Raw genomic sequence first — 17,742 nt, 5'->3', positions numbered from 1 at the left:
GCGATGGGCCGGGTTGCCTGCGGACCCGGTCATACCTTTCGTTCACTTTCAATCAGGGAAAAAAAACCATGAAATCGGTACTCGGTATTGCAGTTTTTGCATTTGCAGCTTTGTTTCAGGGGCCGGCCATGGCGCGTGGCTCGGTGCCCGTGATCAATTACGAGAATGTCGCCGTGACCACCGGCTCTGGCAAGCCTGCGACGGCCGAGCAGGTCCGCCAGGCCTTCATCACCGGCACAGCCGGCAGGGGCTGGACCTACACACAGGCCGGCGACGGCAAGCTGCTGGCCAACCTGGTGGTGCGCAACAAGCACACCGTGAGCGCAGAAATTGTCTACAGCGGTGACAAGTTTTCCGTGACCTACACAGGTAGTGTCAACATGAACTATGAGTTGAAGGACGGCAAGCCCGTCATCCACCCGAACTACAACAACTGGGTGAACAACATGCTCAGCGACGTGCGTGTGGAACTCACCAGGCTCTAAAGAGACGCACAGGGACAGTGGCGACGGCCCCGTCGTGCTGTCCCTGCGCCAGGTCGACGCGATGGCCCGGCTGTTGCCGGTGTCACCAGAGACCTGGCTGGGCGCCCAGGAAATGCAGCGCTGGCACAGCCTGAAGTCTCCTGCGCGGCGCGCACAGTTTGTGGCTGGGCACTGGTTGGCACGCCAGGTGGTGGCGCAGTGGCTTGGGGGCAATACGACCGATTACATCCTGTCAGCACCGGACGATGGGCCCCCGGTCTGGCTGGACGGCCCGCAGGCGCTGGCCTGGCGCGGCGTTCATGTGTCGCTCTCGCACAGCGGCAACTGGGTGGCCTGCGCGCTGGCGCGCCATCCCGTTGGTGTGGACATTGAAAGCGCGGGCCGCATTCGCGACTTTGCAGCCTTGGGACAGTGGACAGGGCTGGACCTGGCCTCCAAGGCCTTTGCAGCACTGACACCCCAGCAGCAACAGCAAACCTTTCATACCCACTGGACGCTGGCAGAAGCCTGGTTCAAACAGGCGGGCCCCGCAGCCCGCATGCAGGCCACCGGCTTTGCCTTGGGTGCGGACGGGCTGCAGGCGCTGCTGGCGCAGACCGATGACTTCACGCTGGCGCTGTGCCCTGCCCAGGCAGCCAGCACCACGTTTGCCGAGCCGGAACTCGCGGCCCTGCGCTGGACCGTGTGGGGTTGGCCCGGTGGCGACCGTCACGCCGCAGGTTTGTAGGCCACCAGATTGACCATGGTTTCCTCGCGCTGGCTGGGCACCGGACGGCCAATCCATTCCAGAAAACCAATATCGGGACGGCTCCACCAGAGATAGGGTGTGGAGATGTTGGCGTCGGGCAGGCTGAAGCCGGCCGCGCGCACCATGGCCACATATTCGGGCGCCGTGCGCTGCACATGCATGGGGTGGCGAAACAGCAGTCGGATGGGCAGCGAGTGGATGTACTTCTTGGTGGACTCTGCAAACAGCAGCGCACCGCCGGGTTTCAGCACCCGGAAGAACTCGGCCAGGGCCTGCTCCTGGTCGACGATATGGTGGAAGGTCTGGTGGCAGAACACCATGTCGAAATGCGCATCGGGGAAGGACATGCTGGCGGCATTGTCGGTGCGCAGCTCCACCGGGCTGGCACAGGCTGCAGCCTTGGCACCAGCGCGCTCCTGCAGGCCGGGGGCCGGGTCTATGGCCACGATGCGCTCGGGCTTGAAGCAGCGTGCAAGCTCGGCAAACGACTGGCCAAAGCCGCAGCCCGTATCCAGCACCTGCGCAAATTCCTTGCCCGCCGGCAGCACGCGCTGTAGATCGGCCAGAGCCCGGTTGAGCACACTGAACTTCCAGGTATCGGTGCCCAGAAACCAGTTGCCAAAACGGGTTTCCTCCACAAAAGCGTTGGACGGCAGCGTAGTTGACGGTTTCATTGCATCCCTTTTCGAATCTGTATTTTTGATGTGATTTTAGGGTGCAGAGGGGCGATGCTGAAGCCGGCAGCGGTGCAAAAAGCCTCGCTTCAAACTGGGGCGAGGATTGTGGATTCAGCCTCGGGACTCCTCGGCTGAAACCCTGAACGGCTTTTCAACCTTTTTTGTGCCTCTCAGCTTCTCCATGCAGGCGCTGCGCATTGAGGTGAATGACGAATTTGGGGTGCTGGATGCGATGTTGCTGAAATTGCCTACCTGCCTGAAACCCGGTGGACGCGTGGCCATCCTGAGCTTTCACTCGGACGAAGACCGGCGCGTGAAAAAGTGCTTTCAAACGGGGGAGCGCAATGGCACTTTCAGCAGCGTCGCCGCCGACCCGATACGCGCGTCGTATGACGAGCAACGCAGCAACCCGCGCTCATCATCGGCCAAGCTGCGCTGGGCGGTGCGGGCGTAGCATTAATTCGATGGATGCTTACGCCGGTCGCTCTGCGCTGACCACCACGTAATGCACGCGTCGGCCACGGCGCAGCCAGGCGGAGATGGCAGCGGTTGCAAATATCTTGAGTCCGCCTGCACTCAGCCCGGCCAAACCACGGCGGCGCAGCAGGCGAATGGCAAAACGTGAGAACCCGGATAAGACTTCTTCATCCAAGTATTCGAACCGGACATTGCTGAAACCCAGCTCCACCAATGATTGCCCATAGGTCTGCTGCGTGAGCAGGTTTTCTGACGGGATACCGCACACCTTTGCCAAGCGTGTATGTTGTGCGCTGCTGGCGTTGTCTGCCAGAACAATATCGGTCAGCGCCAGCCTGCCACCGGGACGCAGAACCCGGAATGCATGGGCGAAGAAAGCGGAGCGCGGGGCAAAGTGGTAAGCGCAGTCCAATGCGAGCACGCGGTCGTAGTGTTCTTTGGAGAGCGGCAGGCCGCCATCACCCAAGGTCAGAGTCACATCGGTGAATGCAGCGAGTTTCCTGCGCGCCTCGATAACACCCGCAGCGTCCGTTTCGATGCCGGTGATGCGCCCCACGCCAAAGCGCTGTTTCCAGACCAGCAATTGGTCCCCGTACCCAAAGCCGACGTCCAGCACGCTGGATCCCGGTGACAACTGCGCGTGCTCGGCCAGTCGCACCGCAAGCGCCTCGCAGGCGGCAGGATAGTCTTGGACTGCATCGGCCCATAGCCCCAGATTGCCCCAAGTGCTGCCCGCAAAACCGAGGTTCAACAAAGTGCGCTCAATCACGGTCATTCAGCATCCCATCAGCGGCCATGGCCGCATTCTCGCCTACAGGTCGGCAGGCAAAGGGTGCACCACGCGCAGTTCAGATGCGTCCTTGAAGTGGATGGTCCAGAAGGTGGGCGTGTGGGGCACGTTGGGCACCACATAACTCACGTTGTGCGTGGCAATGTGCAGCACGCTCGCCCCCTCGGGTGGCGGACCTGCGTGGTAGTGGCGCAGCGTCGTGGTCAGGGCGGGCAGTTGCGCCAGCACCAGGTCCAGTGGCTCGGTAATACGGATGCCGTCCGTCTGCAGCCCCATCACCTGAATCGCCGTTCGGCCGATTTGCGAGGCAGGTGGCTCCTCCACAAAGAGGACCGCATCGGTGTTGATATGCACCTCGTCTTCCGTGGCGGGGTCGGTGGCTTTGTGGAAATGTGCAATGGGCATGTGGGTCGTCCTTCAGATCGTAAAGGGACCTGATACAGCATGCTGCGTCATTTGCCTCGGTCGTGCTGTGCGCTTGCGCACGGAGCCGTCTTGTTGACTACGCTTTCTGGGGATCAAGCCAACAGCGTGGTGGCGAGTTCCCAAAGCTGCTCGGCATTGCCTGGATCGAGGGCATAAGAGGCAACGCCGCTGAAGTCTGCAGGGCGCTCATCCACCATGCGCGCCTCATTGCAATCTTCGAAGTAGCGCCCGCCGATGCCTTGCAGCAGAGGCGACGCCGCCAGCAGCACGGATGTGGCTGCCCCCTGTTGTATGGTTTTGCGCCGTTCTGGCGGTGTCTTCAGGCCTCCGGTGTGCTTTTGCAAGTTGGTTGCAATCGCCCCTGGATTGAGCGCGTTGGCGTAGATGCCCTCCCTGGCCCAGCGGCGGGTGGCCTCCACGGCCAGCAGCGCGCAGGCGGTCTTGGACTGCCCGTAGGCGACGAACGGTGTGTAGGGAATAAACCGGAAATGCGGATCGCCGAAGAGCATTGGCGCAAACAGACTGCCGCTTGAGCTCAGCGACACAATGCGTGCGCCCTGGGCTGCAACCATGGCGGCATGCAGGCCCAGTGTCAGGGCAAAGTGCCCCATGAAGTTGGTGGCGAACTGCATCTCCCATCCCTCGGGGGAGCGTTCCAATTCTGGTAGCGCCATGATGCCGGCGTTGTTGACCAGGATATGCAGCGGGCCGCGCCATGCAGCGGTGAACGCCTGTACGGAGTGCTGGTTGCCGAGTTCGAGGTGGCCTACATGCACATGGGGATTCTTCGTCGAAGCGCTGATGGCTTTGGCGACCTCGTGACCTGCATCCAGGTTGCGCACGGCCAGCGTGACCTCTGCCCCGGCGCTGGCGAGTGCGCGCGCGGTCTCGATGCCGATGCCGGATGAGCCGCCGGTGACGATGGCGCGCTGGCCGGTCAGGTCCACGCCGGCAATCACCGCATCGGCGGTGGAGTCGAAGCCAAATGGGGTGGTGATAAGTGCTATTTTGTTCATCATTCTTTGCAAATGCAGGTATTTGTTGCGGAGATTGAAATGTAATTACGGGCAGGCATTACTACAATCGGCCTGAATATGGATGAATCAATGAGCGAAATAGCACAATGACGCGCGCTGGTCTGATCGAACTCAATGCGGTGGTTGCTGTCGCCACGCACCGGAGCTTTCGCAAGGCGGCGGCTGAACTGGGCGTTTCACCCTCTGCCCTGAGTCATGCCGTCGCAAGCCTGGAAAAGCGTATGGGCGTGCGACTGTTTAACCGCACGACCCGCAGCGTCACGCCGTCCGAAGCAGGGGAGCAGTTTCTGTCGCGCGTCAGCCCGGCGCTTTCGGAGATCAGGGACGCCATGACCGGGGTCAACGAATTCCGGGATACACCGGTCGGCACGATACGTCTCAATGCCTCCGAGGCCGCTGCCCAAATGGTTCTGGAGCCGTTGGTGCTGGAGTTTTTGCGGCGCTACCCTGACATGCGGGTCGATCTCGTTACAGAGGGGCGTTTGGTGGATGTTGTCGCCGAAGGCTTTGATGCTGGCATTCGCCAGGCGGAATTCGTTCCTTTGGACATGGTGGCGGTGGTCTGCAGTCCACCGATTCGTTACGTGGTAGTCGGGTCACCGCGGTATTTTCTGGAACACGGTGAGCCGCTTCACCCGAATGACCTGCGAGGCCACCGTTGCATTCGCAATCGCCTGCCCAGTGGAGCCCTGTACCGCTGGGAGTTTCAGCAGGGCGAAGAAACTATTGCCATCGACCCTTCTGGCCCCCTGACGTTGGATAACTACAACCTGCGGATTTCAGCGGCCCTGCAGGGTGCGGGGCTCACATGGGTCAATGCGTGGGCGGTGTCCCCTCATGTGGCATCGGGCCAGTTGATTCCAGTACTGCAATCCTGGTCCACTTCTTCACCTGGCTTGCGTCTGTACTATCCCAGTCAAAGAAACGTGCCCGCAGGTATGAAGGCATTTATCGCCCTGGTGCGTGAGGTGTATGGAAGTGCCAGAAGCGAGCAAGAGGCGCTGGCTTCTGGGCTTTGATGTTCTGGTTTAAGCAGGCTCGCCAGCGGCCAAAGCGCAAACCTGGTTGCGCCCGCCATGTTTGGCCTGGTACAGCAAAGCGTCTGCGGCCTCCAGCATGTGGTGGAAGCTAGCGACCTGGGTGTCGCTGCAGAGGCCCATGCTGATGGTGACGCGCAGGTCCGGGTGCACTTCGTGCCAGGGGTAGGCTTCCACGCGCTGGCGCAGCGCTTCGCAGGCCTCTTTAGCATGCTCCAGGTCGGTCTCGGGGAAGGCCACGACAAACTCTTCGCCACCATAACGCGCCACCAGATCCGAGCCGCGCATGCTTTGCTTCAGGATCTCGCCGATGCGCCGTAGTACTTCGTCCCCGGTGGCGTGGGAGAACTGGTCGTTGACGCGTTTGAAGTGGTCGATGTCGCACAGCGTCACGCTGAAGGGGCGCTGGTAGCGCTGGCTACTGGCAAAAAGTTGGGCGCACTGTTCATCAAAATGGCGGCGGTTGTGCAGTCCAGTCAGCGCGTCGCGCAGGCTCAGCTCACGCATCTGTGTGGCCATGGCCTCAATCTGGGCATGGGACTTTTGCAGGTCTTCGTACTGCCGCGCGATCTCGCCGCTCATGCGGTTGAAGGCCTGGGCCAGCACGCCGACCTCGTTGTCCGACTCCACCGGCACTTGCTGGCGCAGCGCCCCTTCGCCCATGGCTTGCACTGCGCCGGTCAGGTGGCGCAGGGGGCGGCTCAGGCGGTTGCCCAGAAACACGCCCAGCAGCAGTGTGAGGGCCAGCCCGAGGGCGGTGCCCATCACCAGCGATTCGCGCATGGCCGCCAGATAGCCCAGATCGAGGTCGGAGTAGCTGACTTCACCCTGCGGCGAGGAATAGGCGATGGTCTTGCCGTCCAGCTGGATGGGGAGCATGCGGGCGCGGTCTTCGTCGTGGATGGGGTCCCCTGGCCGGTAGGGCGCCAGCGTGAACAGCGAGCGGTAGTCGGCGTCAAACAGGTAGAAGCGGAAAGGCGGGCGGTTCAGGTTGCCACCCGTGCCCGGTGGTGGTGGCTTCTGCAGGCCGCCGCCGGGCGGGGGACCGGCAGGCCCCACAGGACCGGGTTCCACGCCCGGCTGCGGGCGCAGCACACCGCCAGCATCGGGCCGCATGGTGGCACGCCTGCGTTCGGTGAACGCACGGAAGCTCTCCTGCTTCTGCCCCTCGGCCCAACTGCCGTAGACCTTGAAGTATTGCTGTACATCGTTCGTGAAATTGTTGTTGGACTCCTGCATGACCAGGGTATTGAACTTTTTCGTGAGGCGCTGGTACGCCAGCCCGCCGACGATGGCGGTAGACGCCAGGCTGGTGACCAGCAGGCATGCAATGAGTTCGGTGCGCAATGACAGGTTCCAGCGGGGGAGCAGGGTCTTCATGAAGTTCCTCGTATCAGCGGGCTGCGTTCAGGGCCGACTGCAGTGCATCCACGCTGATGCCCAGCTTGGTGGCAGCAGCCTGCAGGTCTGGCGGTGGCGGGCCCATCGCATCGCGCAGCTTTTGCACGCCAATGCCCAGCGCGGCTGCCACCCGGTTCAGGTCAGGCGGGGCGCCACCCGGGCCGCCGGGGCCACCACCTTGCGGCGTGCCGCCGCCTTGCTGCTGCATGCCTGGAGGTTGGTTGCGGCCGCCGGGACCGCCCATGCCACGCTGCGGACGTGGGCCGCTGATGGTAGTGACGTCTGACTGCTTGTAGCTACCGCGCAGGCAACCTGCGGTGTAGGGGAAGTCTGGCGTGGCGTGGTAGTGGTACATGGTCACTTGTTTGCCCTCCCAACTGATGGTGTGGGTGTGTCCGTGGCATTCGTCCAGGTCTTTGCTGGCCAGGGCTTGGCCTTTCTCGCCATACGGGCCGTAGATGCCGAAGCCGTCCAGCAGATAACCCACCAGCGCGGAGTGCCCTGCGGGCTCGCGTTTATCGGCCACGCAGTTGCTGAGGTTGTGGTAGTGGTACACCCCCGATTCCTGCGGGTGGCCCTGGCAGGCGTCCTGGGTTTCATGGGCGACCGCATCGCGCCCTGGCGCATCGAGTGCGTTGAACAACACGGCCCCGCTGAGCAGGAAGCCGATGGCTCCCGGCACACATGTGGGCTGCGCTGCCAACTCGGGCCACAGGGGCAGCGCCACCTGCATGGTCTGCGCTGCGATGCTGTTGGGATTGCGGTCGTAGCGGTAGGCGTCGCTGCTGCTTGGGATGGGGAAGCTGCCCGTGGGGTGGCTGGGCAGGTCGTTGCTGCTGAACACGCGCTGGTCCTGCTGCACGCTCAAGCGGAACTGCGACGGCCAGCTCACCTGACCCGGCACCACCGGTTTGGCGGTTGCGTCGTAGGTGCCTTTGGCGGTGTTGATCCATGGCCCGGCGCGTTGCGCGCCACCGGCTTGCGGGTCAGTGTGGCAGGCCCAGATCCAGCCGACTTTGGGCGACTGCGATAACTTGCCGTCGCCCAGGGGCAGGGCGGTCAAATCATGGCTGTGCCCCGAGCCAGAGGCAATAACCCACACCAGGGCGGTCACTGTTTTTTTCATCCGAGGCTCCCACAAGTCAAGCTGCGTGTGAGCACAAGGATATCCGCTCCCCGTGTGCTGGCGCTACAGTATTCACAAGTCAGGCGGCAAGGTGGCATGGCGGCAACGGCGCATGCCTTGCGATGTGCTGGGGATGTTTCAGAAATGCTATGAATTCAGTAGCTGTTGGCGCACATCCCACGAGGGCCCCTCGGTCTTTTTATTCAAGGCTTTGGAGGTGTGATGTCTGAGCAGCTCACTTTGCCCGGCATGGAGGAAGGCGGCCCGGCGCCGCCCCGGCCGCGCCCCAAGCCGATCCTGCGGCCTCGTCGGGCATTCAATCTATTTTTCGCAATCCGCCCTGCGCCAGATGATGCGCTGACCCTGGAGGCGCTGGGGCACCGCTTGGCCCAGGCCCATGGCATGCGGTGCAAGCCCTTGGCGGCGGGACGCCTGCATGTGAGTTTGCACAATCTGGGCGAGTACGACGTGGTACCTCCGGGGCTGATACGCCTGGCCAGCCTGGTTGCGGATGGCCTGGCCTTTCCTGCGTTCGACGTGGTTTTTGACCACGCCATGGTGTTTCGCGGTCGGGGTACGCCCTATGTGCTTTGCAGCAGCTCGAAGCTTGAGGCTCTAGATACGTTTCATCTCGAACTGGGTATTGCCTTGAAGAATGCTTTTCCTCTTTTGGATGTGAAGCGGGATTTCACGCCCCATATAACGCTCGCCTACAAGGGCCGGTTGGGGCTGGTGCATTCCATTGAACCTTTACGCTGGTCTGCGCATGAACTGGTGCTGATCAACAGCCACCAGGGCAAAACCGTGCACGAAGTGCTCGGCCGTTGGCCTTTGCGTGGCCAGCCCGGTTTGGCTTTCTGACCTGCTGGATTCAGGCAAAAGTCCAGGAATCTATCACGTCAATGTCTGCGCCTTTGAAATCACGTACGTTGCGCGTGGCAATCGCAAATCCGTTGGCCTTGGCGATGGCGGCAATGGCGCAGTCGGCAAAACCTATGGGGTTGCCTTGTGCCTGGGCACTGGCATAGGTCTTGGCGAAGAACTCGGCCGCCTTCGCATCAAAGCTCAAAACGCGCCTGTCGAACAGGGCGGTCACTTCTTGCAACAGTGCGTGTCCCAACGCATCACGGCGTCTACCCGGCGGCAGGACTTCCACACCAGCCAGCAGTTCCGCCAGGTTGATGCTGGTGATGTAGAGCGTTTCGGGTGCTTGGGCGTTGAGCCAGTCCAAAACGGCCGGGTCGGGTTCGGGCTTTAGCGGTTCCGACACCACGTTCGTGTCAAGAATGATCATTCAAAACTCGCAGGCTCAATAGGGCGCTGGTCACGTGGCGTTTGCAGGTCGACCCCGCCCACACTGCGGCCAATGGCAGCCAGCGCGGAACCCAGACCGACGCTTGGGGCCACGGCACCTTCCAGAATGAAGCGAATTTCAGCCTCGGTGCTGCGCCCGTGTTGTGCTGCACGCAGCTTGAGCGCGCGGTGTGTCGCATCGGGGAGGTTTCGGACAGTGACGGAAGACATGGATATCACTCCTTTAATTTGGAATCAATGATATCAAATAATAAAAATGATATCAATTGACCGTAAAGAGATGGCTTGGGCTTCAAGCTCGGCTCCCCGTACGCCCCCAGCGCCGGGCGGCTTCTTCGGGTGTTTGTCCGGTGGCTACAACGGCGCCCAGCGGTGCCAGCAGGGCGTCCAGGTCTGCCTCGTCAAACTTCAGCGCACCTGCCGCGTCATGCCCCAGGACACTGTCGGCCAGTGCCAGTTTGCGCGCCTGCAGCTCCAGCATGCGTTCCTCGATGCTGCCTTCCACGACCAGCTTGTAGACAAACACCGGCTGGTCCTGGCCTATGCGGTGGGCGCGTGCGGTGGCCTGTTCTTCCACAGCCGGGTTCCACCAAGGGTCCATATGGATCACGGTGTCCGCGGCGGTCAGGTTCAGGCCTACGCCGCCCGCCTTCAGGCTCAACAGCAGCACCGGCACTTCTTGTGCCTGGAAGCGCTGCACCACGCTGCCGCGGTCCTTGGGGCTGGTCTGGCCGGTCAGGCTCAGGAAGGGCAAGGCCTGGGCGTGCAGTTGGTCCGCAATCAAATCCAGCAGCTCGGTGAACTGCGAGAACACCAACACGCGTCGGCCTTCTTCCACCAGCGCGGGCAGCATGTCGGCCAGCAGCTCCAGCTTGGCGCGCTCGATGTTTTCTGTTGGTTTGCTGCCTTTGACCAAATGCGGGTCGCAGCATACTTGCCTTAATTTCAGCAGCGCGTCCAAGATGCTGATCTGCGCGCCGTTGAAGCTCTGGCGCTGCAACACGCGGCGCACTTGCACATCGGCGGCCACGCGCACGCTTTCGTACAGCTCGCGCTGCTGGCCTTGTAGTTGCACGCGTTTGATGACTTCGGTGCGCGGTGGCAGTTCGCTCGCCACGTCCTGCTTGCGGCGGCGCAGGATGAAAGGGCGCACACGTTGTGCCAGCAGCGCGGCGCGCAGGGTCTCGCCGTTCTCTTCGATCGGCTTGCGCCAGCGCGCGGCAAAGTGGCGCGCATCGCCCAGAAAGCCGGGCATCAGCCAGTCGAACTGCGCCCACAGTTCGCCCAGGTGGTTTTCCATGGGCGTGCCGGTGAGGCACAGGCTGCGGCGCGTCTGCAGGCGACGCAGCGCGCGGGCGCTGCGGCTGCCGGCGTTCTTGACCATCTGGGCCTCGTCCAATATGACGAGGTGGAAGCGCTGTGCGGCCAGGGCATCCATGTCGCGCCATAGCAGCGGGTAGGTGGTGAGCACCAGGTCGTGGTCGGGCATCTGGGCGAACAGCTCTGCGCGCTCCGGGCCTTGCAGCGTGAGCAGACGCAGGCTTGGCGCCATGCGCTTCGCCTCGGCCTGCCAGTTAAATATGAGTGATGTGGGCAGCACAACCAGAACGGGCAGGTCCAGCCGTCCGGCGTGTTTTTCCACCAGCACATGGGCCAGTGCCTGCGCGGTTTTGCCCAAGCCCATGTCGTCGGCCAGGATGCCACCCAGGCTGTGGGCGCGCAGGTACTGCAACCAGGCCAGGCCTTCGAGTTGGTAGGGGCGCAACTCCACCTGCAGGCCTTCTGGCGCGGCCACGGGCTGTGGTGCGCCCAAAGCCTTCAGGCGTTTGGCCAGGCTGGCCAGACCCATGTCACCTTCCAGTTGCCAGGCGTTGTGCGCGCCCACGCGGTGCGCCTCCAGCAGGCTGGCGCGCAGCGCATCCAGACGCCGGGCTTCCCATGCGCCCAGCTTCAGCAGGCTCTGGTCCTGGTTGCGAGTTGGGTCGGTCAGCAGGTCCACCATCGCGCCGACGATGGCCTTGATCGGGGCGGCCGGTGCGTCGATGCGTTTACCGCCCGGCGCGCGTAGCGAGACGATGGCGAGATCGTCGATGGCGGCGATCTGCGCAGCGTTGAGCCAGCGGTGGTCGCGGCGCAGCAGGTCGGCCAGCATGGGGGCCAGGTCCAGCGTCTGGCCGTCAATCTCAATGCCCAGGCTCAGCAGCCAGGCGCCTTCGCGCGCGGGGAGTTGCAGCTTTTCCACGCCGCGCCCGGGGGTGACCAGGGGTGCGTCGAGTTCCTTGCCCAGCACCTCGCCGGTGTCGGGGCTGACCACCAGTTTCCAGCGCAACACGGGCACACTTTCGTGCGCAAAGCCGGGCTTGACGACGACCGACCAGCCCTTGGTTTGCAGTTGGGGCACCTGGTCGGCCCAGAAGTCGCCAAAGAATTCTTCCTGCGGCAGCGTCCACACCGAGCCCAGGGCCGGGTGTTCGCGGCTGCGCCACTGAAAAGACTGAGGGTCCAGCGGCACAAAACCCATGTCCCACACCAGGTCCATGGCGTCAGCCTCGGCGGCCAGGTCACGCTGCAAACGCACCACGGGGCCGCCGGTGTCGAACAGTTCCTGGATCGCGTTGGGGCGGTTGTTCAGGATGGAAGTGGGGGCGGGCGTGTGCCAGTGGTCGCCCGCGTCGGTCTGGTAGATCCAGTCGAACTGCGCCAGCGTGACGCTGTCACCGCGCGGGCCCAGCTTGCCTTGCGGTTTGAGGCCTAGCAGGCCGTCGCCGCGGCCCAGCGTTTGCAGCGTGAGGCGAGGGCGGAAGTTGCCCGGCACGCTGTTCGTGGGCACTTCAATCACCGGCGCAGGTGCGGCCGGTGGCGGGCTGTCCATGCGCAGCAGCGTCATCACGCGGGCGGCATCCGCATCCGACAGCGTGGGCAGGGTTTTCAGCGTGGCAGCATCAGCCTTGCGCCGCAGCGCGTCGACCCAGGCCGCGACCGTGCGGTCGCGCTGGTCGGCACCGGGGGGAAGTTGCGGGGAGGGGATGCGCGGGCGGGGCATGCAGCGATTGTGCCGCCTGGGCATGCGGCTTCAGATGCCGACCGTACGGGCGCAGGTTTATTGCCAAATGTGCCTCTAGCCCCCGCGGAATATGCGCAAGCAGCTCCTGAAACAATAGCAATCAGGAGGTGCCCGGCGCTGACTGGCTTCTGCCTGGGCCTGTCATATTCTCGAATCCGCGCCGTCATCACTTCGACATATGGCCCCCGGATGATGCCCATTGTTTTTACAACGGAAGGGAAATCAGATGACAGGCTTTACCTATCGCGCCATTGCGTTGGCCGCTGCGACCGCTGCACTGCTGGGCGCTTGCGCCAGCACCACCCCGGGGCAAAACAAGTACCCCACCTTGAATGGCGCGCAGCCGCTGGTCATTGGCCACCGTGGTGCCAGCGGTTACCTGCCCGAGCACACGCTGGCGTCGTACCAGAAGGCCATCGACATGGGCGCGGACTTCATCGAACCCGACCTGGTGGTCACCAAAGACGGCGAGCTGGTTGCACGCCATGAACCCAACATCACGGCCACCACCGATGCCTCCACCCGCCCCGAATTCGCCAGCCGCAAGACCACCCGCAAGGTGGACGGTGTGAACGAAACCGGCTGGTTTGCCACCGACTTCACGCTGGCCGAGCTGCGCACCCTGCGCGCCAAGCAGCCCAACCCCGCACGCGACAAGTCGTTTGATGGTCAGTTCCAGATCCCCACCTTCCGCGAAATCCTGGAGCTGGCCAAGACACAGTCCGCACGCACCGGCCGCACCATTGGCGTGTACGCCGAAACCAAGCACCCCACCTACCACGTGGACGCAGGCCTGCCCATCGAGCCGCGCATGCTGGCCATGCTGGCCGAGTACGGCTACACGAAGAAGGACTCCCCAGTCATCATCCAGTCGTTTGAGGTGTCCAACCTCAAGGCACTGCGCAAGCTGACCCAGGTGCGCCTGGTGCAACTGGTGGACGCGGACGATGTGGACTCCAAGGGCAATATGGTCCTGGTGGCCCCGTTCGACAAGCCCTATGACTTTGCCGTGGCCAAAGACCCACGCACTTTCCCCGACCTGCTGACGCCCCAGGGCCTGGCCGAAGTCAAAACCTATGCCGATGGCATCGGCCCCTGGAAGCCCTACCTGGCCAGCGGCGCCCACGTGCTGGGTGCAGACGGCAAGCCGAAAGACCTGAACGGCGACGGCAAGATCAACGACAACGATCGCGTGGCGCTCCCGCCCACCGACGTGGTGAAAAATGCGCACGCTGCGGGCCTGTTTGTCCACGCCTATACCTTCCGCAGCGAAGCGCCGGGCTTGTTGTCTGACTACAAGGGCGACCCCAAGGCCGAATACAAACGCTTCTTCGCTCTGGGTGTGGATGGCCTGTTCAGCGACTTCCCCGACACGGCCGTAGCCGCACGCGCGGGGCAATAAGGGCCAGTGGCGCGCAGCGGTGTAGGCCGCCGCGCGCGGCACTTCGTAGACCGGGCAGCTTCTCTTCTGCTATCAAAAGAGAAGCTGCTTGCGCAGTCCCCGTGAGGGCTAGAGGCCTATTTCATCCATACACTCTGCTGTTGAGAGCTGTCTCCGCATTTCGCCCTGTGTCAGGCGTGATGGGGTGCGATGCGCGTGAAACCGTTCGCCTTGAGCTTGTCGAAGGGCAGTCCCAACGGAAAACTGGCAGCGTCAGGTTTTGGCGGCCGCTGCTGCGGCGCGCAGTTTGTCTTTTTTGCTGGGGCGCAAGCCTTTGATACCACCGTTGGACGGTGAAGGCGTTGCGGTGACGGCGGGTTCTACCGCCTGCTCGGTTGGCTCAAAGCCCGCCACCGTTTCCAGCGCCAACGCGATTTGGTGGCGTTTTTCGATCAGCCGGAAATGCGCCACCGATGCCGCATTCACAAAACTCACTGCCAAACCACTTTCGCCCGCGCGGCCCGTGCGGCCGATGCGGTGGGTGTAGTCCACCGCCGAGCGCGGCAGATCGTAGTTCACCACCACGGGCAATTGCGCAATGTCGATGCCGCGGGCGGCCACGTCGGTGGCCACCACCACGGTCAGGCGCGAAGCCTTGAAGTCGGCCAGCACCTGGGTGCGTTTGCCCTGGCTCAAAGCGCCGTGGAAAGGCTCGGCGTCAATGCCCGCCTTGCGCAGCTTGTCGGCCACGATTTCGGTGGCGTGTTTGGTTGCCACAAACACCAGCACCCGGCTCCAGGCGTTTTGGGTAATGAGATGGCGTAGCAACTGGGTGCGCCGTCCGGTGTCCACCGCGATGGCGCGCTGGGCGATGTCGGGCAGGTCTTGCGGTTCGGCCACCACTTCCACACGCACCGGGTCGTGCAGCAACTGGTGGGCCAAGCTTTGCACACCGACCGGGAAGGTGGCGGAGAAAAACAGGTTTTGCCGCTGGCGTGGCAGCAGCGCCAGGATGCGCTCCAGCTCTTCGGAAAAACCCAGGTCCAGCAGCCGGTCGGCTTCGTCCAGCACCAGGGTTTTGACGTGGGAGAGCGTCAGCGCGTTGTGGTCCAGCAGGTCCAGCAGGCGCCCGGGCGTGGCGACCACGATGTCGGTGCCGCCGCGCAGGCCCATCATTTGCGGGTTGATAGAGACACCGCCAAACACCACGGTCACCTTCACGGCACGGGGCAACTGCTGTGCCAGTGTGCGCAGCGTGTCACCGACCTGGGTGGCAAGTTCGCGGGTGGGCACCAGGACCAGTGCCGCCGTGCGCCGGGAGCCGCTAGGCGCTGCGGCTTGGAGTTGTTGCAGTAGCGGCAGGGCAAAGGCCAAGGTCTTGCCCGAACCGGTCTGGGCGCTGCCCAGCACGTCCCGGCCTTGCAGGGCGGCGGGAATGGCTTCGGTCTGAATGGGGGTGGGGGCGCTAAAACCTTCGGCCTGGACGGCGCGCAGCAGTTCGGGCGAAAGGCCCAGTACGGAAAATGGCATGCAGAAAGAGAAGAGGGGGCGTAAAAGCCCGGATTATTGGGCGGACGCGCTGGCGCTGCTGGTGTCCGCTACCGGGACACGGCGGGCGCCGTCAAAGCGGCGGGCCCAGTAGGACACACCCATGTCTTCCACGCGCACCTCGGCACCGGGCTTGGGTGAGTGGATGAATTTGCCTTCACCCACGTAGATACCCACGTGGCTGAAAGCACGGCGCATGGTGTTGAAGAACACCAGATCACCAGGTTTCAAGTCGGACTTGTCGATCTTCTGGGTGGCAGCGGCCTGCTGCTCGGCTTTGCGGGGCAAGACCAGCCCGGCGGTTTGTTCGTAGATGGCGCGTACAAAGCCGCTGCAGTCAAAGCCGGTTTCCACGCTGTTGCCACCGCGTCTATAGGGAACGCCCAGAAAGCCCAGTGCATTGACCACCAACTCGGAGGCCTTGGCCTCCACGCGGTTGCTGACGTCGCCAATGCGTTCCATCAACCCGCGGTCTGCCACAAACCGGCCCAGATCGTCACCCGAACCCGTAGGGGCGGCATGGGCCACACCGGCAAGTGTCAGGCAAAGGAGGAGGGGGGCGAATCGCATCGGGCATAGCTTAGCGGCGTGATAGCACAGTGTCAAGTAATGTGAGTTCTTAGAAATATTATGTAACTCTATGATTTGTATAAATTTCCTGCATTTTTCGCGATGCGGGAAAAACACCGGGCGGAGCGGCTTGCTGGAGAGGCCAAGTGCAGTCGCCATAAGCAAAATCATGTAAATTGAACGTTGTTTAAATTAAACATACGTTGTTTTTATATTTGTGTTTATGGTTTATTGAGAAAATGCCATTCAAAGCACCAATTTAAAACCGCCCATGGAAGCAAAAATCCGTCGTCAACAGACCATGGTGGACACCCGCCGCGCCATGGTGCTGGCCGCCGCCAAGGCCGTGTTCACCCAGCTGGGGCTGGAGCGCTCCAGCATCCGCGAGATTGCCAAGCGGGCTGGCTACACACCGGGTGCCATCTATGCCTACTTTCCCAGCAAGCAGGAGCTGTTTGCAGCCTTGCTGGAGGAGTCCATGCACCGCGTGGACGGCGTTATCGCCCAGGCCAGGCCCATCAAAGGCCGGCCCCATGCCTTGTTGCAAGCCCGGGCGCAGGCCTGGTTTTCCTTCTTTGCCACGCATTCCCGCGATCTGGAGCTGACCTTGTTTCTGTTGGCCGGGTCTGGCCTGCAAGGCATGGCGCCCGAGTTATCGCAACGGCTGCACGCCCGCTTGCGCCAAACCCTGGACCCGTGTGTGGCCGCCCTGCAAACCCTGGGTGCCGATCCGGCGCAGGCCCACGCTGAGCGCGAAGCGCTGCTGGCCCACGGGCTGGGCTTGTTGATGGTGCAAAGTTCGGCCAGCCTCACTGCGCCCGAAACCTCGGCTCAAGCCCTGTTCGTGCAATACCTGGACCGGCTGGCGGAGCGTTTCGAAACGGCCAGTGTTTCGGCGATAACGGAGAAGACCGCGATACCACCTCAGGTCGACCTTTTTTCCTGAGCCACCCTTGGCCCTTGCTATGCTCTGCTTTACTTATTGAAAGCTCCCCATGCTGCTAGACATTGAAGAATCCCAATTGGTCCTGGTGGATTACCAGGTCCGCCTGATGCCCGCCTTGTTTGAAGGACCGGCCGTGCTCGCCAACGCAGTGCGCCTGGCCCAACTGGCCGCCCTGCTGCAGGTGCCCGCGTTTGTGACTGAACAAAACCCCTCCAAACTGGGTGCAACTGTGCCTGAGCTGAAGGCGGCGCTGGACGAGGCGCACGCCCGTGTCCTGTCCAAAATGCAGTTCAGCGCCGTGGAAGAGGGGCTGGGCGAATGGCTGCGCCCGCCCGCCAAGCCGGTGCAGGGCAACGCCCGCAGCCTGCCCAAGCATCTACAAAAAGCATCCACCGGTGGCGAGCGCGGCACCATCGTGCTGGCTGGTTGCGAAGCCCATGTCTGCCTGCTGCAAACCGCGCTGGATCTGCTGGAAGACGAATTTGAGGTTTGGGTTGTCACCGACGCTTGCAGTTCGCGCACCGAGCGCAACCGCGACGCCGCGTTTGACCGCCTGGCCGGTGCGGGCGCGGAACTGGTCACCACCGAAATGGTGCTGTTTGAGTGGCTGCGTACGGCGGAGCACCCGGACTTCAAGGCGGCGCAGGCGCTTATTAAATAGGCCCTGACCTGGTGGGCCGGGCAGGGCGGCGCGAGGGGCTTGGGCGACCCAGTC

At 62.9% G+C, this 17,742-nt stretch carries 19 protein-coding genes; 8 read left to right on the top strand and 11 right to left on the bottom strand.

Annotated elements, in window-relative coordinates; translation table 11 throughout:
* The first annotated feature begins 68 nt into the window (after nucleotides 1–68).
* Nucleotides 69–485: a hypothetical protein gene (locus RS694_RS11530; protein ID WP_029706438.1), complete on the top strand. Its 417-nt coding sequence runs from the start codon at nucleotides 69–71 to the stop codon at nucleotides 483–485.
* Nucleotides 486–519: 34 nt separating this feature from the next.
* Nucleotides 520–1,212 (top strand): 4'-phosphopantetheinyl transferase family protein, encoded by a 693-nt coding sequence (locus tag RS694_RS11525; RefSeq protein WP_051391737.1) that lies wholly within the window; start codon nucleotides 520–522, stop codon nucleotides 1,210–1,212.
* Here the strand turns inward: RS694_RS11525 and RS694_RS11520 are convergent.
* A complete protein-coding gene (locus RS694_RS11520) occupies nucleotides 1,194–1,907 on the bottom strand; it encodes a class I SAM-dependent methyltransferase (protein ID WP_029706435.1) in 714 nt (237 codons plus the stop codon). The genes RS694_RS11525 and RS694_RS11520 overlap by 19 nt on opposite strands.
* A gap of 166 nt (nucleotides 1,908–2,073) precedes the next feature.
* Between RS694_RS11520 and mraW the strand changes: the two genes are divergently transcribed.
* Complete coding sequence (mraW, locus tag RS694_RS11515; protein WP_206538093.1) at nucleotides 2,074–2,364, top strand: 16S rRNA (cytosine(1402)-N(4))-methyltransferase; 291 nt, start codon at nucleotides 2,074–2,076, stop codon at nucleotides 2,362–2,364.
* 18 nt (nucleotides 2,365–2,382) lie between these two features.
* On the opposite strand, the gene RS694_RS11510 is transcribed toward mraW, so the two are convergent.
* The 3 genes from RS694_RS11510 to RS694_RS11500 form a co-directional block, all read right to left on the bottom strand.
* Nucleotides 2,383–3,162 carry a class I SAM-dependent methyltransferase gene (locus RS694_RS11510; protein ID WP_051391736.1) on the bottom strand — a complete coding sequence of 260 codons (780 nt, stop codon included), beginning with the start codon at nucleotides 3,160–3,162 and terminating at the stop codon, nucleotides 2,383–2,385.
* Between the two features lie 36 nt (nucleotides 3,163–3,198).
* Nucleotides 3,199–3,582, bottom strand: coding sequence for a hypothetical protein (locus RS694_RS11505; RefSeq protein ID WP_076069614.1), 384 nt, complete (start codon nucleotides 3,580–3,582; stop codon nucleotides 3,199–3,201).
* A 113-nt stretch (nucleotides 3,583–3,695) separates the two neighbouring features.
* Nucleotides 3,696–4,619: an SDR family NAD(P)-dependent oxidoreductase gene (locus RS694_RS11500; protein ID WP_029706430.1), complete on the bottom strand. Its 924-nt coding sequence runs from the start codon at nucleotides 4,617–4,619 to the stop codon at nucleotides 3,696–3,698.
* 107 nt (nucleotides 4,620–4,726) lie between these two features.
* Here RS694_RS11500 and RS694_RS11495 point away from each other — a divergent pair, with 107 nt between their 5' ends.
* A complete protein-coding gene (locus RS694_RS11495) occupies nucleotides 4,727–5,659 on the top strand; it encodes a LysR family transcriptional regulator (RefSeq protein ID WP_029706429.1) in 933 nt (310 codons plus the stop codon).
* A gap of 9 nt (nucleotides 5,660–5,668) precedes the next feature.
* Here the strand turns inward: RS694_RS11495 and RS694_RS11490 are convergent, their stop codons facing one another.
* Nucleotides 5,669–7,057, bottom strand: coding sequence for a sensor domain-containing diguanylate cyclase (locus RS694_RS11490; protein ID WP_051391735.1), 1,389 nt, complete (start codon nucleotides 7,055–7,057; stop codon nucleotides 5,669–5,671).
* A 13-nt stretch (nucleotides 7,058–7,070) separates the two neighbouring features.
* The gene (locus tag RS694_RS11485; RefSeq protein ID WP_037246745.1) at nucleotides 7,071–8,204 is read right to left on the bottom strand and encodes a YHYH protein; all 1,134 of its coding nucleotides are present in this window, start codon (nucleotides 8,202–8,204) and stop codon (nucleotides 7,071–7,073) included.
* A gap of 165 nt (nucleotides 8,205–8,369) precedes the next feature.
* Between RS694_RS11485 and RS694_RS11480 the strand changes: the two genes are divergently transcribed.
* Entirely contained in the window at nucleotides 8,370–9,065 is a 696-nt protein-coding gene (locus tag RS694_RS11480) for a 2'-5' RNA ligase family protein (RefSeq protein ID WP_241463909.1), read from the top strand.
* A 10-nt stretch (nucleotides 9,066–9,075) separates the two neighbouring features.
* Here RS694_RS11480 and RS694_RS11475 read toward each other — a convergent pair whose 3' ends face one another.
* The 3 genes from RS694_RS11475 to RS694_RS11465 form a co-directional block, all read right to left on the bottom strand.
* The gene (locus RS694_RS11475; RefSeq protein WP_029706424.1) at nucleotides 9,076–9,498 is read right to left on the bottom strand and encodes a type II toxin-antitoxin system VapC family toxin; all 423 of its coding nucleotides are present in this window, start codon (nucleotides 9,496–9,498) and stop codon (nucleotides 9,076–9,078) included.
* Entirely contained in the window at nucleotides 9,495–9,728 is a 234-nt protein-coding gene (locus RS694_RS11470; RefSeq protein WP_029706422.1) for a FitA-like ribbon-helix-helix domain-containing protein, read from the bottom strand. Before RS694_RS11470 ends, RS694_RS11475 begins: the two co-directional genes overlap by 4 nt.
* Before the next feature lie 82 nt (nucleotides 9,729–9,810).
* Nucleotides 9,811–12,561, bottom strand: coding sequence for a DEAD/DEAH box helicase (locus RS694_RS11465; RefSeq protein WP_076069612.1), 2,751 nt, complete (start codon nucleotides 12,559–12,561; stop codon nucleotides 9,811–9,813).
* 220 nt (nucleotides 12,562–12,781) lie between these two features.
* Here RS694_RS11465 and RS694_RS11460 point away from each other — a divergent pair, with 220 nt between their 5' ends.
* Entirely contained in the window at nucleotides 12,782–13,984 is a 1,203-nt protein-coding gene (locus RS694_RS11460) for a glycerophosphodiester phosphodiesterase (RefSeq protein ID WP_029706936.1), read from the top strand.
* Nucleotides 13,985–14,236: 252 nt separating this feature from the next.
* On the opposite strand, the gene RS694_RS11455 is transcribed toward RS694_RS11460, so the two are convergent.
* Together RS694_RS11455 and RS694_RS11450 are read right to left on the bottom strand one after the other, a co-directional pair.
* Nucleotides 14,237–15,493 (bottom strand): DEAD/DEAH box helicase, encoded by a 1,257-nt coding sequence (locus RS694_RS11455; protein WP_029706937.1) that lies wholly within the window; start codon nucleotides 15,491–15,493, stop codon nucleotides 14,237–14,239.
* A gap of 33 nt (nucleotides 15,494–15,526) precedes the next feature.
* Nucleotides 15,527–16,081, bottom strand: coding sequence for a C40 family peptidase (locus RS694_RS11450; protein ID WP_029706938.1), 555 nt, complete (start codon nucleotides 16,079–16,081; stop codon nucleotides 15,527–15,529).
* Between the two features lie 271 nt (nucleotides 16,082–16,352).
* On the opposite strand from RS694_RS11450, the gene RS694_RS11445 reads away from it, so the two are divergent.
* Nucleotides 16,353–17,027, top strand: a complete 675-nt coding sequence (locus RS694_RS11445) for a TetR/AcrR family transcriptional regulator (protein ID WP_051391792.1) — start codon at nucleotides 16,353–16,355, stop codon at nucleotides 17,025–17,027.
* A 49-nt stretch (nucleotides 17,028–17,076) separates the two neighbouring features.
* Nucleotides 17,077–17,688: an isochorismatase family protein gene (locus RS694_RS11440; protein ID WP_029706940.1), complete on the top strand. Its 612-nt coding sequence runs from the start codon at nucleotides 17,077–17,079 to the stop codon at nucleotides 17,686–17,688.
* Nucleotides 17,689–17,742: the final 54 nt, after the last annotated feature.

It is taken from the genome of Rhodoferax saidenbachensis (genome assembly GCF_001955715.1).
GTDB classification, from domain to species: domain Bacteria; phylum Pseudomonadota; class Gammaproteobacteria; order Burkholderiales; family Burkholderiaceae_C; genus Allorhodoferax; species Allorhodoferax saidenbachensis.
The sequence above is the reverse complement of the archived record's forward strand: the minus strand, read 5'-3'. Positions and strand labels throughout refer to the sequence as shown.

Excerpts from the sequence above, each read along its gene's own strand:
- RS694_RS11530 (WP_029706438.1), top strand. The coding sequence starts at position 69 with ATGAAATCGGTACTCGGTATTGCAGTTTTTGCATTTGCAGCTTTGTTT.
- RS694_RS11520 (WP_029706435.1), bottom strand. The coding sequence starts at position 1,907 with ATGAAACCGTCAACTACGCTGCCGTCCAACGCTTTTGTGGAGGAAACC.
- RS694_RS11510 (WP_051391736.1), bottom strand. The coding sequence starts at position 3,162 with ATGACCGTGATTGAGCGCACTTTGTTGAACCTCGGTTTTGCGGGCAGC.
- RS694_RS11505 (WP_076069614.1), bottom strand. The coding sequence starts at position 3,582 with ATGCCCATTGCACATTTCCACAAAGCCACCGACCCCGCCACGGAAGAC.
- RS694_RS11500 (WP_029706430.1), bottom strand. The coding sequence starts at position 4,619 with ATGAACAAAATAGCACTTATCACCACCCCATTTGGCTTCGACTCCACC.
- RS694_RS11495 (WP_029706429.1), top strand. The coding sequence starts at position 4,727 with ATGACGCGCGCTGGTCTGATCGAACTCAATGCGGTGGTTGCTGTCGCC.
- RS694_RS11490 (WP_051391735.1), bottom strand. The coding sequence starts at position 7,057 with ATGAAGACCCTGCTCCCCCGCTGGAACCTGTCATTGCGCACCGAACTC.
- RS694_RS11485 (WP_037246745.1), bottom strand. The coding sequence starts at position 8,204 with ATGAAAAAAACAGTGACCGCCCTGGTGTGGGTTATTGCCTCTGGCTCG.
- RS694_RS11475 (WP_029706424.1), bottom strand. The coding sequence starts at position 9,498 with ATGATCATTCTTGACACGAACGTGGTGTCGGAACCGCTAAAGCCCGAA.
- RS694_RS11470 (WP_029706422.1), bottom strand. The coding sequence starts at position 9,728 with ATGTCTTCCGTCACTGTCCGAAACCTCCCCGATGCGACACACCGCGCG.
- RS694_RS11465 (WP_076069612.1), bottom strand. The coding sequence starts at position 12,561 with ATGCCCCGCCCGCGCATCCCCTCCCCGCAACTTCCCCCCGGTGCCGAC.
- RS694_RS11455 (WP_029706937.1), bottom strand. The coding sequence starts at position 15,493 with ATGCCATTTTCCGTACTGGGCCTTTCGCCCGAACTGCTGCGCGCCGTC.
- RS694_RS11450 (WP_029706938.1), bottom strand. The coding sequence starts at position 16,081 with ATGCGATTCGCCCCCCTCCTCCTTTGCCTGACACTTGCCGGTGTGGCC.
- RS694_RS11445 (WP_051391792.1), top strand. The coding sequence starts at position 16,353 with ATGGAAGCAAAAATCCGTCGTCAACAGACCATGGTGGACACCCGCCGC.
- RS694_RS11440 (WP_029706940.1), top strand. The coding sequence starts at position 17,077 with ATGCTGCTAGACATTGAAGAATCCCAATTGGTCCTGGTGGATTACCAG.